Source organism: Peribacillus sp. NPDC058075 (genome assembly GCF_042885195.1).
GTDB lineage: Bacteria > Bacillota > Bacilli > Bacillales > DSM-1321 > Peribacillus.
In genome coordinates this window covers 1,010,185-1,024,948 of sequence record NZ_JBHVSL010000001.1, presented here as the reverse complement: position 1 = coordinate 1,024,948, position 14,764 = coordinate 1,010,185, and the positions used below count along the sequence as shown (strand labels likewise).

General features: G+C 42.3%; 10 protein-coding genes. 1 reads left to right on the top strand and 9 read right to left on the bottom strand.

The genetic code is table 11. The features are described from left to right. From ACFVS1_RS05175 to ACFVS1_RS05145, 7 genes are all read right to left on the bottom strand, one after another. Window positions 1-1,899 carry a methylmalonyl-CoA mutase family protein gene (locus ACFVS1_RS05175; RefSeq protein ID WP_387545465.1) on the bottom strand — a complete coding sequence of 633 codons (1,899 nt, stop codon included), beginning with the start codon at window positions 1,897-1,899 and terminating at the stop codon, window positions 1-3. A gap of 577 nt (window positions 1,900-2,476) precedes the next feature. Further along, complete coding sequence (locus ACFVS1_RS05170; RefSeq protein WP_387545462.1) at window positions 2,477-3,763, bottom strand: dihydrolipoamide acetyltransferase family protein; 1,287 nt, start codon at window positions 3,761-3,763, stop codon at window positions 2,477-2,479. A gap of 26 nt (window positions 3,764-3,789) precedes the next feature. Continuing rightward, window positions 3,790-4,773 carry an alpha-ketoacid dehydrogenase subunit beta gene (locus tag ACFVS1_RS05165; protein ID WP_241615810.1) on the bottom strand — a complete coding sequence of 328 codons (984 nt, stop codon included), beginning with the start codon at window positions 4,771-4,773 and terminating at the stop codon, window positions 3,790-3,792. A gap of 12 nt (window positions 4,774-4,785) precedes the next feature. Then, entirely contained in the window at window positions 4,786-5,781 is a 996-nt protein-coding gene (locus ACFVS1_RS05160) for a thiamine pyrophosphate-dependent dehydrogenase E1 component subunit alpha (protein ID WP_352920051.1), read from the bottom strand. A gap of 24 nt (window positions 5,782-5,805) precedes the next feature. Further along, on the bottom strand, window positions 5,806-7,227 hold the full coding sequence (lpdA, locus tag ACFVS1_RS05155) for a dihydrolipoyl dehydrogenase (protein ID WP_352920048.1): 1,422 nt from the start codon (window positions 7,225-7,227) through the stop codon (window positions 5,806-5,808). A 131-nt stretch (window positions 7,228-7,358) separates the two neighbouring features. Next, window positions 7,359-8,456 carry a Leu/Phe/Val dehydrogenase gene (bcd, locus tag ACFVS1_RS05150; RefSeq protein ID WP_241589680.1) on the bottom strand — a complete coding sequence of 366 codons (1,098 nt, stop codon included), beginning with the start codon at window positions 8,454-8,456 and terminating at the stop codon, window positions 7,359-7,361. A 367-nt stretch (window positions 8,457-8,823) separates the two neighbouring features. Further along, the gene (locus tag ACFVS1_RS05145) at window positions 8,824-10,881 is read right to left on the bottom strand and encodes a sigma 54-interacting transcriptional regulator (protein WP_387545459.1); all 2,058 of its coding nucleotides are present in this window, start codon (window positions 10,879-10,881) and stop codon (window positions 8,824-8,826) included. Window positions 10,882-11,086: 205 nt separating this feature from the next. Between ACFVS1_RS05145 and ACFVS1_RS05140 the strand changes: the two genes are divergently transcribed. Then, window positions 11,087-11,323, top strand: coding sequence for a DUF2627 domain-containing protein (locus tag ACFVS1_RS05140; RefSeq protein ID WP_101222519.1), 237 nt, complete (start codon window positions 11,087-11,089; stop codon window positions 11,321-11,323). A gap of 43 nt (window positions 11,324-11,366) precedes the next feature. Here ACFVS1_RS05140 and ACFVS1_RS05135 read toward each other — a convergent pair whose 3' ends face one another. Beyond that, window positions 11,367-12,101, bottom strand: coding sequence for a glycerophosphodiester phosphodiesterase (locus ACFVS1_RS05135; RefSeq protein WP_387545456.1), 735 nt, complete (start codon window positions 12,099-12,101; stop codon window positions 11,367-11,369). A gap of 1,652 nt (window positions 12,102-13,753) precedes the next feature. Continuing rightward, window positions 13,754-14,545, bottom strand: a complete 792-nt coding sequence (gene spo0A / locus ACFVS1_RS05130; RefSeq protein WP_352920037.1) for a sporulation transcription factor Spo0A — start codon at window positions 14,543-14,545, stop codon at window positions 13,754-13,756. Window positions 14,546-14,764 lie beyond the last annotated feature (219 nt).

Here is a 14,764-nt window from a genome sequence, read left to right as displayed (position 1 = left end):
TCAGTTCACCCCTAGCTTATGCAATAATTCCGTTAAAATGGCTATTGCATTCGTTTTGACATGGATAAAATCTTTGACTCCTGCTTCACTTAGTGTAATCTCAAATTCTTCTTGCTGCTTGCCGGCACTATAAATAGTGATTTCAGGAAATTGCTTTTTAATTTCTTTAATGGTGATTGGTGCTAATTCCGAATAGTCACCATCACTGCCGCAAACACAATAGATAGGAAGTTTGGTCGCAGCTACATAATCGACTGCTTCCTCAACGCTTTGACACCCCTTACTGCCGGTTGTTTCAATACCACCTGCCGCAGCAAGACTTGTAACGAAATCTGCACGAGGTTTATAGGATTTGAGATTTTTCAAATTAATTAAACCAATAGTTGGAGCCGTCCCACTAATTTCTTTATACTTTTCACTGCGTAGTCTTAACTGTTCGAACTGAATGGATACCCGATCCAAGTCAAGTGGGGTAATGCCAACCGGCTTCTCAACTTTCATATATGACACATGGTTATCCTGTGTCGTGGTTTTAATCTTATCAGCCGGATTCGGATATACATTCGTTCCGATGATACTTTCTTTTCTGAAAGCCGCATTTTGAACTTTTTCTTTGTAAACTTCAGCTATTTCCTTCTGAAGGGTTCCTTGTTTAATTAACTCAAGAATCCCTCCAGCTGCATCGATTTCAAGGAATTTCGCCCAAGCCTTTTCAGCCAGTTCATCCGTTAGTTGCTCAACATACCATGAACCGCCAGCAGGATCGACCACAGTTGTGATATTTGTTTCTTCTTTTAAAATCAAATGAGTATTTCGGGCAATTCTTTCTGAGAAATCATCGGTTTCACCGGTTGCGTGTGTGAATGGATGAATTTGAAGGTATTGAATGCCTCCAATAGCGGCAGCGAAGGCTTGGTTTGTTGTCCGAAGAATATTGACGTGCTGATCATATAGCGTTTCTGTCAACTCGGAAGTAACGGCATGTATCGCCATTTTAAAATGGTCCGATGCTGTATCGAAAGCTTCTGCCAGGCCTGCCCAAAGCCTTCTTGCAGCCCGTAGCTTAGCAATGGACATGAAGTAATTTGAATCCACTGCAAAAGAAAATACTATTTTTTCGGAAACCGAAGCAATAGAAAGACCTTGCTTTTGCCCTTCCAATAGATATTGGACGGCTGCTGCTAATCCGTAAGCTATTTCTTGTACGGCATTGGCTCCTCCATTATGGTAGACTGCCGTATTAATCAAAACTGTTTTTAAATCCGTGCCTACCTTCTGATAATCTTGGATTGTCTTCAGCCAGTCTGCAAAATAGTTATCCGTATCTTCTGGCAGCTGACCGCAAATGAGCCATTCTGCAATGGGATCTTCAGCAATAACGCCTGTCAATTGGGTATTTTGTGCTTCGGCAACCGCTTTGAATTGAGGGAATAATCCTTTTTGTTTCCCCTTAATGTCAATGAAAACCGGGATTTCCTTTAATGGGATATCCTTAAACAATTTTTCAGCCCTTGCTCCCTCGACAAGCAATCGTGCAGGGTATGCCACGACATTTTGACCGCGCTTGAAAGAAGCTTTCATCTTTTCATTTGCTTCTTCAGCCGTGATACCGCTTACAGGCTGAACGACAAGCCAAGGTTTTTCATGATATCCCGTTGGGGACGTTCCTCGGGTGAAAGGGAAGAATCCTGGCAATTCAGCTACCTTCTCCTTTAATATCGCCTTTTCTGTATAGAGCGGATATAAAGTGATGCCCTCATATGTATTCGTTTTTAGATTTTCTACACTTTTCCCTTTTAAACTTGCTTCCGCAGCTTCTTTCCACTCTTCAAAAGAAGGCTTAGGAAAGGTTATGTTTTTTACATCTTTCAGATCCATCTGTAATCGCTTTCTTATCATTAGCCGCCTCATACGCCCTTTCCCTTCATTGGGAGAACGAACGCTCAGTCAGTTTTGGATAAGAAAACCACCCTCCCGTCAATTTAATCTGGATTATACTAACATTCTACCATATTTTTCTTAAAATTTAAGACAATAGAAATTAGCAAATCTGAGATAAAGAAAAACACTGGCCTATTTCGCCTCTTATAAACATGTACAGCCCCTGATCTGTATTAGAACAGCTCATAATAAAATAATAGCAAAAATAAAATTTTTGTCGATGTTTTTCTACGGAAAAGAGAAATGGCAGGGTTAAACTTTGACGAAAGACTTCGGCATCCTTCATCTTTGACTAAATCAAAAGTGAACGGGAAATCGATAACAGCTAGACTAATTATGTTCAGGGGCCACCCTCATCTGGTGATTGGAACGGTTTGCAAGACTCCTGTTTAGAATAGCGCATTCAGGGAGACCCCATGCCTGAAGTTCCTAATAACGTTCAAACTTTACCACTCATAAAAAAACTGTAGGCAAACTCGATTCATCAAGTTTGCCTACAGTGTAAAGGAATCCTTCGGGCTTCCTTTTCTTCAATTTAGTATATGGAAGTGTTATCTTTGGAAATCTTTTCGATGATTTCTTTAACCCTCGCGAGGAATCGTCCGCATACCAATCCGTCCAATACACGATGATCAAGTGATAAACAGAGATTCACCATATCTCGTACTGCAATCATGTCATTTATGACCACTGGGCGTTTTACAATCGTTTCAACTTGTAAAATGGCGGCCTGTGGATAATTGATGATCCCCATGGACTGGACAGAGCCGAATGAGCCAGTGTTATTAACAGTGAACGTACCACCTTGCATATCCTCTGCTTTTAACTTACCCGCCTTTACTTTGGATGCAAGTTCCTGTATCTCCCTTGCTATACCTTTGATTGATTTTTCATCTGCATTTTTAATGACCGGTACAAATAAGGCATCTTCAGTTGCAACGGCTATTGATATATTGATTTCTTTCTTTTGGATGATTTTTTCTCCTGCCCACATCGAATTGAGCTCTGGAAATTCCGTAAGGGCTTGAGCAACCGCTTTTACGAAAAAGGCAAAATACGTTAAATTATAGCCTTCTTTTTGTTTAAAGTCGGATTTTAGATTATCACGCAACTTCACCATATTGCTTGCGTCAACTTCCACCATCGTCCAAGCATGCGGGATTTCGTGCTTACTTTTCAACATATTGGACGCAATTGCCTTACGGATTCCGGTAACAGGTATTTCCTTGTCACCAGCAGCAGTCGGCACGTTTGTTACGGGACTGATTTGTCGACTAACTGGAGGGGCGATCTCTTCAGGAGCCGAATCGGATATTGCGGAAGGCTCATCCGCCTTAGGAAGATTCCCTGATTCAACAAGTTTCAGTAAATCTTTACGGGTGATCCGTCCCTCATTCCCCGTTCCTTTAACTTTTGAAAGATCGATTCCATGCTCCTGAGAAAGTTTTAACACAGCAGGCGAATAGCGAGCTTTCCTTGATGGTTCAGCCGCTTGCTGCACTTCTCTTGTAACAGGTGCATCAACATTTCCCTCACTCTGAGAAACAGCTTGCCCAGCATTATCGTTATCCGTCTTTGCCGTTTCAACTTCAATTGAGCAAATGACTTCCCCGACTGCCAATGTTTGATTCTCATCCGCTTTCAATTCCTTGATGATGCCCGTAAAGGAAGAAGGAACCTCAGCATTTACTTTATCCGTCATCACTTCAGCTAGCGGGTCGTATTTCGTGACATGATCCCCAGGCTTCACTAGCCATTTACTGATGGTCCCCTCTGTGACACTTTCGCCTAGTTGAGGCATCTTCATTAATTCCATAGCCATAATTCGTTCCTCCTTCTTAACAGTCATTAATACTCGGCCAATTCCCTCATTGCTTTTTCCACTTTATCAGGATTCACCATAAAGTGTTTTTCCATAGTAGGCGCATATGGCATGGCTGGTACATCAGGTCCCGCCAATCGTTTTACAGGGGCATCCAAATCAAAAAGGCAATGCTCGGCAATGATGGCTGCTACCTCACTCATGATGCTGCCTTCTTTATTATCTTCCGTAACCAGTAATACTTTCCCTGTTTTAGAAGCCGCTTCTATGATAGCATCCTTATCCAAAGGATAGACGGTACGCAAGTCAAGAACATGTGCAGAAATTCCATCTGCAGCTAATTTTTCTGCTGCCTGAAGGGCAAAATGCACACAAAGGCCATAGGTGATGACAGTAATGTCTTCTCCTTCCCTTTTCACATCCGCCTTACCGATTGGTAGTACATAATCTTCAGTAGGTACCTCACCCTTGATCAAGCGGTACGCGCGTTTATGTTCAAAGAAAAGCACTGGGTCTTCATCGCGAATGGCAGCTTTAAGCAAACCCTTTACATCATAAGGGGTAGAAGGCATCACTATTTTCAAACCCGGCTGATTGGCAAAGATTGCTTCAACCGATTGTGAATGATAAAGAGCTCCATGAATCCCTCCGCCATATGGAGCACGGATTACCATTGGACAGCTCCAGTCATTATTAGAACGATATCTAATTTTGGCTGCCTCTGAAACGATTTGATTAATGGCAGGCATGATGAAATCAGCGAATTGCATCTCAGCTATCGGCCGAAGCCCATACATGGCGGCTCCAATGCCGACTCCTGCAATTGCAGATTCAGCGAGCGGGGTATCGATGACCCTGGCTTCACCGAATTGGTCGTATAAACCATTAGTGGCTTTAAAGACCCCACCTTTTTTTCCTACATCCTCACCCAATACGAATACACGGGAATCACGTTCCATCTCTTCCCTCATTGCCATTGTCACGGCATCTATATATGAAATCACTGGCATTCTATTACCCCCTTACTTTTGTGCATACACATGATTCATAGCACTTTCAGCCTTCGGATATGGAGCATTTTCAGCATAATCGGTTGCTTCGTTGACTATCTTCATGACTTCATCATTCATTTGTTTCTCAAGGTCCTCATCCATGATTCCCACTTCTTTTAAATACGCTCCAAATGTCATTATGGAATCCTTCGTTTTGGCTTCAGCCACTTCATCCGCCGTCCGGTAGCTTCGGTCATCATCATCACTTGAATGAGGTGTGAGCCTGTATGAAACGGTTTCCACCAGTGTAGGACCTTCTCCCCTTCGTGCACGGTCAGCCGCTTCTTTCACCGCTGCATAAACTTCCAAAGGATCATTGCCATCCACTGTTATTCCAGGCATTCCATAGCCGATCGCCCTGTCGGAAACATTTTCACACGATAGCTGTTTCTCAATAGGAACTGAAATCGCATATTTATTATTTTCACACATGAAAATGACCGGCAGCTTGTGCACACCTGCAAAGTTGGCCCCTTCATGAAAATCGCCCTGATTTGATGAACCTTCCCCAAACGTTACGAATGTTACCAAATCCTTACCTTCCATCTTCCCCGCAAGGGCAATTCCAACAGCATGCGGGACCTGTGTCGTTACAGGCGATGAACCAGTGACGATCCTATTTTTCTTTTGACCAAAATGACCTGGCATTTGGCGCCCGCCGGAATTGGGATCTTCCTCTTTGGCGAAACCGGAAAGCATCAAGTCTTTTGCGGTCATTCCGAAGGTAAGTACCACACCTACATCCCGATAATAAGGCAGTACATAATCCTTTTGCCGATCTAGCGCAAACGCTGCCCCAACCTGTGCAGCTTCTTGCCCTTGGCAGGAAATCACGAAGGGAATTTTCCCGGATCGGTTTAAAAGCCACATGCGCTCATCAATTCTGCGGGACAAAAGCATTGTCCGGTACATATCTAAAACCGTTTCCTCATTTAAGCCTAATTGTTCATGACGCTTTTCTACCATCATAAAACCTCCTGACCTTATTCTTTAAGAATGAATGGCACGTCCATCGACAGCAAGGGCCGCCTCACCGATTGCTTCAGAAAGACTTGGGTGCGGATGAATTGTCTTGCCTATCTCCCAAGGTGTCGCATCAAGCACTTTTGCAAGTCCCGCTTCAGAAATCATATCCGTAACATGTGGCCCAATCATATGAACGCCCAATATGTCATCCGAATTCTTATCGGCGATGATTTTTACAAAGCCATCCGCTTCCCCGAAAACAAGGGCCTTACCAACTGCACGGAATGGGAATTTCCCAATTTTAAGGTCATAGCCTTCCTTGTTTGCCTGTTCTTCCGTCAAACCGACACTTGCAGCTTCAGGGCTTGAATACACACATTTTGAAATGAGCGAATAATCCAGCCGTTCCGGTTTTTGGCCTGCGATATGTTCGACGGCCGTAATACCTTCATGGGAGGCAACGTGAGCCAATTGAAGACCGCCGATACAATCACCGATTGCATAAATATGTGATTCCTTCGTTTGGAAGAAATCATTGGTTTCAATAAAACCTTTTTCTTTCACAATTTCCGTATTTTCAAGGCCGATTCCTTCAACATTTGCTGATCTGCCTACTGAAACAAGCATTTTTTCAGCTGTGAATTCCTCTGCCGAACCTTTGACTTCAGCAGAAATGGATACTGAAGCATCCGTTTTCAGGGTTTCAGGCATTACCTTGGCACCTGTAACGAACTTGACTCCTTTTTTCGTTAGGAGACGAAGCATTTCACTGGAAATATCATGGTCTTCAGTCGGGATGATTCTATCTGCATATTCCAATACTGTCACTTCCACACCAAAATCATTAAGCATCGAAGCCCATTCAATGCCGATAACTCCACCGCCTACAATAATCATTGATTTTGGCAGGCTCTCAAGCTTTAGAGCTTCATCCGATGTAAGCACCAATTCCCCATCAATCGCTAAACCTGGCAGTGTCTTCGGACGCGAACCCGTTGCAATGATGACATTCTGAGGAATGAGCATTTCATTTTCACTGCCATCATTCATTTCCACGGAAATTGTCCCAGGCATCGGTGAAAATATAGAAGGACCAAGTATACGCCCTAACCCTTCATAAACCGTTATCTTTCCTTGTTTCATCAAGTGCTGAACTCCTTTATGGAGTTGATCGACTACTTTATTCTTTCTTTCCTGCACCTTAAGGAAATTTACCTTTACATCCCCGGTAACAATACCGAATTCTTCACTTTTCACTGCAGTCTGATATACTTCCGCACTCCTTAAAAGTGCTTTCGAAGGGATACAGCCTTTATGTAGACACGTTCCGCCGAGTTTGCCTTTCTCCACGACAGCCGTTTTCAATCCTAATTGAGCAGCCCTTATTGCCGCCACATACCCGCCTGTTCCTCCTCCGAGGATAACGAGGTCAAATTCTTCAGCCAAAACCACTCCTCCTCACAATTACAAACAATTTGTCACCATTTTTACTTGCCCTATGTTTATTACGTTATCCATGATGAAAATTCCTGTGTTTATAAAAAAAAACACAGGAATCTAATCTTGTAAAACTACATTCACTTTCTTCCATTCAAGATATGTTTTTCATTTTGCAAGAATTGGCTCCTTGAATTCCTCATGCGAGCAATTCGCTCCTCTGCCATTCTATCCGCAGCTTTATAAGTTGGGATTTGATCACGTTTTGCAATCTCGATGACTCTTTCAATTGTATCATAAACCGTTTCCACTTTCTTAAGGGCCCTTTCCCGATTATACCCTAAAAGCTCATCGGCCACGTTTATGACTCCACCTGCATTAATAACATAATCGGGAGCGTATATAATACCTTTTTCATGAATTTGATCGCCATGAACAGGTTCTTTTAATTGATTATTGGCCGCACCTGCAATGACCTTGGCCTTGATTTGATTGATTGTATGATCATTTATGACAGCCCCTAATGCACAAGGTGCATAGATATCACAGTCGACTCCATAAATTTCATCAGGATTCACTGCAGTCGCCCCAAAGGATTCAACCGCACGGGCCACACTTTCTTTATTGATATCCGTAACGATCAGCTTGGCGCCCTCCTCATGAAGGTGACGGCATAAGTTATAAGAAACATTCCCGACGCCTTGGACCGCAACCACCTTGCCTTCTAAAGAATCGGTTCCGAATGCCTCTTTTGCAGCCGCCTTCATGCCTCGGTATACCCCATATGCAGTTACAGGGGAAGGATTACCCGAAGAACCGAATGCAGGGGAAATCCCAGTGACAAAATCCGTCTCCTCATGAATGAGATCCATATCCTCAACCGTTGTACCTACATCTTCAGCTGTTATATAACGCCCATTCAGCCCTTGGATATACCTTCCGAATGCACGGAACATCTCTTCATTTTTATCCTTGCGCGGATCGCCGATGATGACGGTCTTCCCCCCGCCTAAGTTCAAGCCGGCTGCGGCGTTCTTATATGTCATTCCTCTTGCAAGCCTTAAGGCATCTTCAATGGCATCTTCTTCAGATGCATATGTCCACATCCTTGTGCCTCCAAGCGCAGGCCCTAAAGTTGTATCATGAATGGCAATAATCGCTTTCAAACCCGATTGTTTGTCCTGACAGAATAGCAATTGCTCGTAATCATACTTCTCAAGATATTTAAAAATTTCCATAAAGGAATCCTCCCTAGATGTTTTAATACATGTCAGATATGAGAACACTGAATTTCTCCTCATACTTACTTGTTCCTACGTTCATTTTAAATAAAATCCGCTACTCCATGATATTTTCCCTATGGGGAATGGTTCCCTTGAAAAATCCATACACCTTTAAATATGCAAATAACATGCCAATAAAATACATAATGAGAGCGTTTTTATCCAAAAAAAGGGGATGCTGGTTAATATGTTGGGCAACTATAGCCTATAACAAATTGAAAAAAATTTCATGTTAGAAGTGGAGTCTCGTTTAAATTAAAATAAATCAGAAAATTCCGTGCAGCTTTTTTCATAGTGCGCAATTACTTGCGTGCAAAAAATTTCACAGTTTTAGTTTTTCCATTTTGTAATATAGATTTCTGACAGAAATCCCAAGAGCTTTTGCCGTAAGTGTTTTATTTCCCTTGTGGGTATGGAAAGCTTGCTGAATGATTTCGGATTCATACTGGTCTATTATCTCCGAGAGCGGTTTCCCCGATACGTAGCCAGTAGGCTTCATTAATAATTTCTCTTGTTTTAATGGAATCTCTTCGATAAAATCCGGAATATGATGTATATCAATGATCGTCTCGTTCAATTTCATGAAAATGATTGCCCGCCCTAAGATATTTTCCAGTTCCCTAACATTACCTGGCCAGTTGTAGATTTGCATCTTATGTATAGCTGCTGCTGTAATTCCCTCTATGCTTCGTCCATATTCCTGATTGATTTTATTAATCAAATGCTCCGCCAATTCTCTTAAATCCTCTTTTCTCTTTCTTAATGGAGCAATGAAAATAGGCATGCGGTTCAGCCTGAAATATAAGTCTTCCCTGAATGATCCGTTAGCGATGGCCTCTTCGAGATTGATATTCGTAGCGGCTATGACCCGGACATTGATGGGAATCGGCTTCGTCCCCCCCACTCTGACGATTTCTTTTTCTTGTAATACCCGAAGTAATTTTGCTTGGATGTTGGCTGGTAATTCACCAATTTCGTCCAAAAAGATACTCCCTTGATTTGCCTCTTCAAAAAAACCGACCTTTCCGCCCCTGCTTGCCCCTGTAAAGGCTCCTTCATCATACCCGAACAGTTCACTTTCAAGTAATGATTCCGAAATGGCCGCACAATTTACACGAACAAATTTATTGAATTTCCTATCGCTCGCATTATGGATGGCATGTGCAAATAACTCTTTGCCAGTCCCTGATTCCCCTCTTAATAAGACAGTAGCAGGTGTTCTTGCCGATAATTTCGCCTGTTCAACGGGAAGCTTCATCTCTTCGGAAGCACCGATTATATCATCAAAGGAATATTTAGCCTGCAATGTCCGGATAATCTGTCTTGCCCGATTCAGTTCGTGGGTCAGGGCTTGAATTTCCGATACATCATGAATGACGCCAACGCTCCCTTTCAGGCACCCGTCCACAATGATCGGAGCAACATTCACGATCACTTCCTTATGTTTTGGGCCGACACGCATATTGACACCCCGAACAGGCTTTTTTGTCTGAAGCACTTTCATGTGCATACTTTCACCTTCGTAAATATCGATGGAAGCCGGCTTACCGATCACTTGAGTCTTTGTTAAACCAGTGATTCTTGTATATGCCGGATTGATCAACAGCCCCCTGCCTTGATCATCCACAACAGAAATGGCTTCATCACTGGATTGAATGATCGCCTGGAGCATCGTCTGTATCTCTTTTAAATCAGTGATCTGCTCCGCCAATTGTACAGCTTCCGTTTTATTCCTAAACACAGAAAAAGCCCCTATGATTTCCTTATCGGCATTCACAAGAGGTATCCTTGTCGTTATGAGTTCCGTTCCATTGCTAAGGGTGATTTCCTGATTCACTTCTTTTTGGTTCGTTTGCATCACACGCAGCAATCCAGTTGAAGGGATGAAATCTTTGATATGTCTGCCTATCACACCCTCGCGCTTTTTATCAGTTGCACGTTCTGCACTATCATTGAACATGATGATGAATCCTTCATGATCAATCACCAACATCCCTTCACTGGTCGTATTAAGGATCAAGTCCATTTTTGCCGAGGTATTCTCCAATTTACTTATTAAACGATTTTTCTCTTCAAACAACTTAGTCATAATGAGGGCGACACTTCCAGGAATGAGAATCGTTTGTTCGCCCATGTCCCTTTTTATCTTTTTATAGACAGAAGGATCTCCGGTCGTATCAAAAATGATGTCCAAATCCCGCTCCAATCCCAGGCTCCAATTATTCACAGTAGGAATCCCTCGTTCCTTTGCAGCAAGCATCCCTTCAGCGGATTCATTCGTATCAGCCATACAAACAATGGAGAATACTTCACTTACCGATAGGAGTTTCAACACGGTTGTCCCTCCCACTCCTCCCCCTACTATCATGACCTTTTGCATGAGCCATCCCCCTTAAGATATAATTACCTCTTTTATTAGATCAATCAATGCAATTTTTTTCATACTCCACACCATTTTACCATATCGGATCTCTTTAAAAACAGCTACCTACTCCCAGTCATTATCTGGATTCCCGAAACTTGACAAATAATTTATATCCTTTATCATTTTTTAAAGACGGAATTTTCGGAAGGGATTTGACCGCATGAAACGTTTAATCGCTTTTTTGATACTTTTTATACCCGGTGCCTTTGCTGCCTATGGTATAAAAATAATGAGGGACATGGTGTTTGGTATTCTGCAGCCTCCCTATCCAGTCCTTTGGCTGCAATTTTTAATAGGACTGCTCATTACGATTGGCGGAATAGCCTTCATCGCCGGCTTCGTCCTTCATCGAGATCGAAAACAAAATAAGGTCCAAAGCAGGTTCAATAAATTTTAAACGCAAAAAGAAGGTGCCATGTTTCGTATGGCACCTTCTTTCTTTATCTTGATTTCAATCCTTCCCTGACCCGTACGGCTGCCTCCGGAAAATCGGTTATGATGCCGCTGCACCTCAATTTGAATAGCCTTTTCATCTCGGCTTCTTTATTAATGGTATATGGCCGTACAGGAACACCCATACTCATCGATGTTTGAATGAGAGCATCAGGGGCAACCCGGATATTTGGGTGGATTGCACTTCCGCCTATTGCCTTGGCATATATCCAAGGCATATATAGACCATCCCTATAAAGCAGTGCGGTTTCCAATTCAGGTGCAAATTGATGACATTTGACCAAGCTGTAATGATTGAAAGAAGAAAGAATGATCCTTTCCTCCATTTCGTAAGTACGGATGAGTCGGATGACTTTCTCTTCTAAGCCTGGATACAGAAAAAGCGTATTTTTTAATTCAATGTTGCAAAAAAGCTGATTTTCGTCAAGCCAAATAAATAGTTCTTCAAGTGTCGGGATCTTTTCTTTCCCCAATTTACCCTTATAGTTTGAAGACGCATTAAGGGTTTTCAACTCCATCAAGGTCCTATCTTTTACATATCCCGAGGCATTCGTGGTCCGATTGAGCTTTTCATCGTGAATGATGACCACTTCCCCATCTTTCGAGAGCTGGACATCCATTTCAATACCATCCGCCCCGACACGCGCAGCTTCTTTGAACGCCGAAATCGTATTTTCTGGATGTGTTCCTGCTGAGCCTCGATGTGCAAAGATTAAGGTCATGAAGAAACGCCGCCTCTCTCATATGGTTATATCCCAATGTTATGAACAGAAACAGCAAATTATTTTCATCTAGCTCAATACTCAAATAAAATGCAGCTGATTATTTTCTGCAAAGAAGGTTCCTTTCATCAAATGACTCAATTTCTTCTGCAAGGTATGTTTTGCATTTGCGAAAAATAGATACGCTCGCTTCCCCTTTTACATCATACGTCTTATGCAGACAGGCACTCAGTACCGCCTTGATTACTCGCTTTTGTTTCCCGTATCATTATTCCGCTCCTTTATAGCGATAATGAAAACAAATCCGATAAAACTAAATCCGTCAATCAAACACGCTAACCACTCATGGTTTCTATCGCCTCAGCAAGCGTCTTACGGCCCGAACTGGCTGGGTAAGTCTCAAATGATAGCATGCCGAAGGTAATTGCGGTACACACTCGTATTTATGAGATGCTTCGTGACCTTCAGGGGATTCCCTACCATGAAGTTACAAATATTTCGCTCATCTCTGTTATTTTGAATCTCTGATTAGTTCCTCCCCTTTCTCACTCCTTTCCTAACAGGTTTCCGAATTCCTCTTATACTGTCGTTATAACGTCGAATAAGTCCACCTGATTACTTTATTTGAGTCTGTTCCAAAAGAAAATGTCGCTCAATCAGGTAAAAAGGAAATTTAACAGGAACCTTTGGACTGCTCTTTTTCGTCCGGTATCAATCTTGCTGGCGTGTAGGAAGCAGACGACCAAGCGTATTGCGTATTTCCAAAAGCCAGCTCCTCAAGAAGGGAGCTGCTTGCCAATCAGTTAGCCCCATGTGCACCAGTGCATGCCACTTCAATCCCCCATTAGAAAATGGTTTCCAGGTACAACAGGAATTTTCCCGTATTGAAGGTCCAGCCCACTTTTTCAGCTAATGAGGTCACAGGGGATACGATTTTTAAATTCCTAATGATTGAAATATCCAAAAAATACTCTTCACCCAGCTACAAATAAGAAAATCTTTTTTACACTATGCTTTGTAGGCAGATCCTTCATATTTATGGAGATCCTCAATTATTTGACCCATTTCAGTCTTAATCTTGCATAATCCCCGCGGGCCGCTCTATATCCGATATGACGCTACAACCTTTCCAACTGTGTGTTGCAAGGCGCATCGTCGAGTGTATGGAAGTGGGCCTAAAGTTGCCTTACCTAATAAAGATTCAAACGAAGTCGGCAAGCCGAAAGCATAAAAAAACGCCCAACAAGGACGTCACGATTCTTATCTATAAAATATTTCGTTGACCGTCATTTCGAGCCTTCCGCTAATGAGCATGGTATTGCCAAGCGAAGGTTCACTGGCCTCTTTTCCGTAGGGGTAAAACTGAGCCTTATACATGCGGCAAATTCCGTTTGGGTCATACGATGGTCATGACGTAATTCATTCAATCGATTACGGATTGATATAAATACAAGCCCCTACGCAAAAATAATAGCCGCCCAGTTTGGACGACTGCGGAATTTTCCTATATACTGACTCGTAAAGATGCCGGGTTTATCCGCCAAATACGATCAGTCTTTATTGGTATTCCACCGGAAAGTTTATCGGAATAGCGATAAATTCACGGTTAACTTCCCGTCCAAATTGCCGTCAAATCCACGATTCTACCCTTGTCAAGAAGCTTTATGTTCAAGGCGCAGCTTATCGGCAACCATGGCAATGAATTCGGAATTTGTAGGTTTTGCCTTGGTCATGCTTACGGTATAACCGAAAAGTGATGAAATGGATTCTATATTGCCACGGCTCCAGGCCACTTCAATCGCATGCCTGATGGCACGTTCAACACGGCTCGCCGTAGTATTGTATTTTTTTGCGATATCCGGATATAAAACTTTGGTGATGGAACCCAATAGTTCAATATCATTATATACCATGGATATGGCTTCCCTTAAATACAAATAGCCCTTTATATGTGCAGGGACTCCAATCTCGTGAATGATGCTTGTGATGCTGGCATCAAGGTTCTTCGGCTTGGATTCATTTTGGGGACGATAGCTAAACTGACTATGATTTTTTAAAACTGCCTGCCCTTTACTGCTTACCTGACGTATGTGATTGGCCAGATTTTCCATATCAAATGGCTTCAGGATAAAGTAAGACGCCCCCAACTCAACAGCTTTTTTCGTTACATCTTCTTGACCAAAGGCAGTAAGCATAATCACATTAGGCATGGCACCCCGTTTTACTTCACGAAGTTTTTCTAGCACACCTAACCCATCTAAATGAGGCATGATAATATCGAGGATCAATATATCCGGGTCAACGCTTTCAAGCATACCCAGGCAATCTTGACCGTTATGTGCCACCCCAATTACTTCCATGTCATCCTGTGCAGAAATGTATTCTTCCAGAAGGCCAACAAGTTCTCTATTATCATCTACAACGCACACCTTAATTTTTTTCACGCTTGATTTCCTCCTCAACTACAATTGGTCTTTTTTTCTATATGACTAAATTCTATTGTAATTGAACTTTTCGACAATGGAAACTAAATTCCTTTTATTTTTGAAAAAATATAAGGAATTCAATATTATTCTCCGGATATCTCTTGTTTTCGACTTCGTTTGCTATTCGAATAAAGCAATTGTCGAAAAATCTTCTCATCGTTATCATTTTATCACATC

Bases quoted from the DNA above. Each gene is read 5' to 3' on its own strand.
- ACFVS1_RS05160 (WP_352920051.1), bottom strand. From the start codon at position 5,781: ATGGTAGAAAAGCGTCATGAACAATTAGGCTTAAATGAGGAAACGGTT.
- ACFVS1_RS05175 (WP_387545465.1), bottom strand. From the start codon at position 1,899: ATGATAAGAAAGCGATTACAGATGGATCTGAAAGATGTAAAAAACATA.
- ACFVS1_RS05165 (WP_241615810.1), bottom strand. From the start codon at position 4,773: ATGCCAGTGATTTCATATATAGATGCCGTGACAATGGCAATGAGGGAA.
- bcd (WP_241589680.1), bottom strand. From the start codon at position 8,456: ATGGAAATTTTTAAATATCTTGAGAAGTATGATTACGAGCAATTGCTA.
- ACFVS1_RS05145 (WP_387545459.1), bottom strand. From the start codon at position 10,881: ATGCAAAAGGTCATGATAGTAGGGGGAGGAGTGGGAGGGACAACCGTG.
- ACFVS1_RS05170 (WP_387545462.1), bottom strand. From the start codon at position 3,763: ATGGCTATGGAATTAATGAAGATGCCTCAACTAGGCGAAAGTGTCACA.
- ACFVS1_RS05140 (WP_101222519.1), top strand. From the start codon at position 11,087: ATGAAACGTTTAATCGCTTTTTTGATACTTTTTATACCCGGTGCCTTT.
- ACFVS1_RS05135 (WP_387545456.1), bottom strand. From the start codon at position 12,101: ATGACCTTAATCTTTGCACATCGAGGCTCAGCAGGAACACATCCAGAA.